The organism is Stenotrophomonas sp. AS012628 (assembly GCF_010608305.1).
Taxonomy (GTDB): domain Bacteria; phylum Pseudomonadota; class Gammaproteobacteria; order Xanthomonadales; family Xanthomonadaceae; genus Stenotrophomonas; species Stenotrophomonas geniculata.
In genome coordinates this window covers 1-250 of record NZ_VMBJ01000190.1, presented here as the reverse complement: position 1 = coordinate 250, position 250 = coordinate 1, and the positions used below count along the sequence as shown (strand labels likewise).

Sequence of the window (250 nt, the reverse complement as noted above, 5' to 3'; positions counted from 1 at the left end):
CACCAGCGTCAAGCTCGAACTGCAGGCCGAGGCGCCGGACGCCGTGCGCATCCGCGCGCGTTGCCGGCTGGCCGGGCAGACCGGCGTGGAGATGGAGGCGCTCACCGCCGCCAGCGTCGCGGCCCTGACCATCTACGACATGTGCAAGGCGGTGGACCGCGGGATGGTCATCGAGCAGGTCCAGTTGCTGGAGAAGCTCGGCGGCAAGAGCGGCCACTACCGCAAAGAGGAGGAAGGGCAGGCATGATCC

Annotated in this window: 1 protein-coding gene; it reads left to right on the top strand. The window is 69.2% G+C overall.

All coding sequences use genetic code 11. From position 1 onward, the window contains the following. Window positions 1-247 (top strand): cyclic pyranopterin monophosphate synthase MoaC (locus tag G5A07_RS21565; protein ID WP_279636414.1); only part of this gene is annotated, 247 nt, incomplete at its 5' end. Between the last annotated feature and the right edge of the window lie 3 nt (window positions 248-250).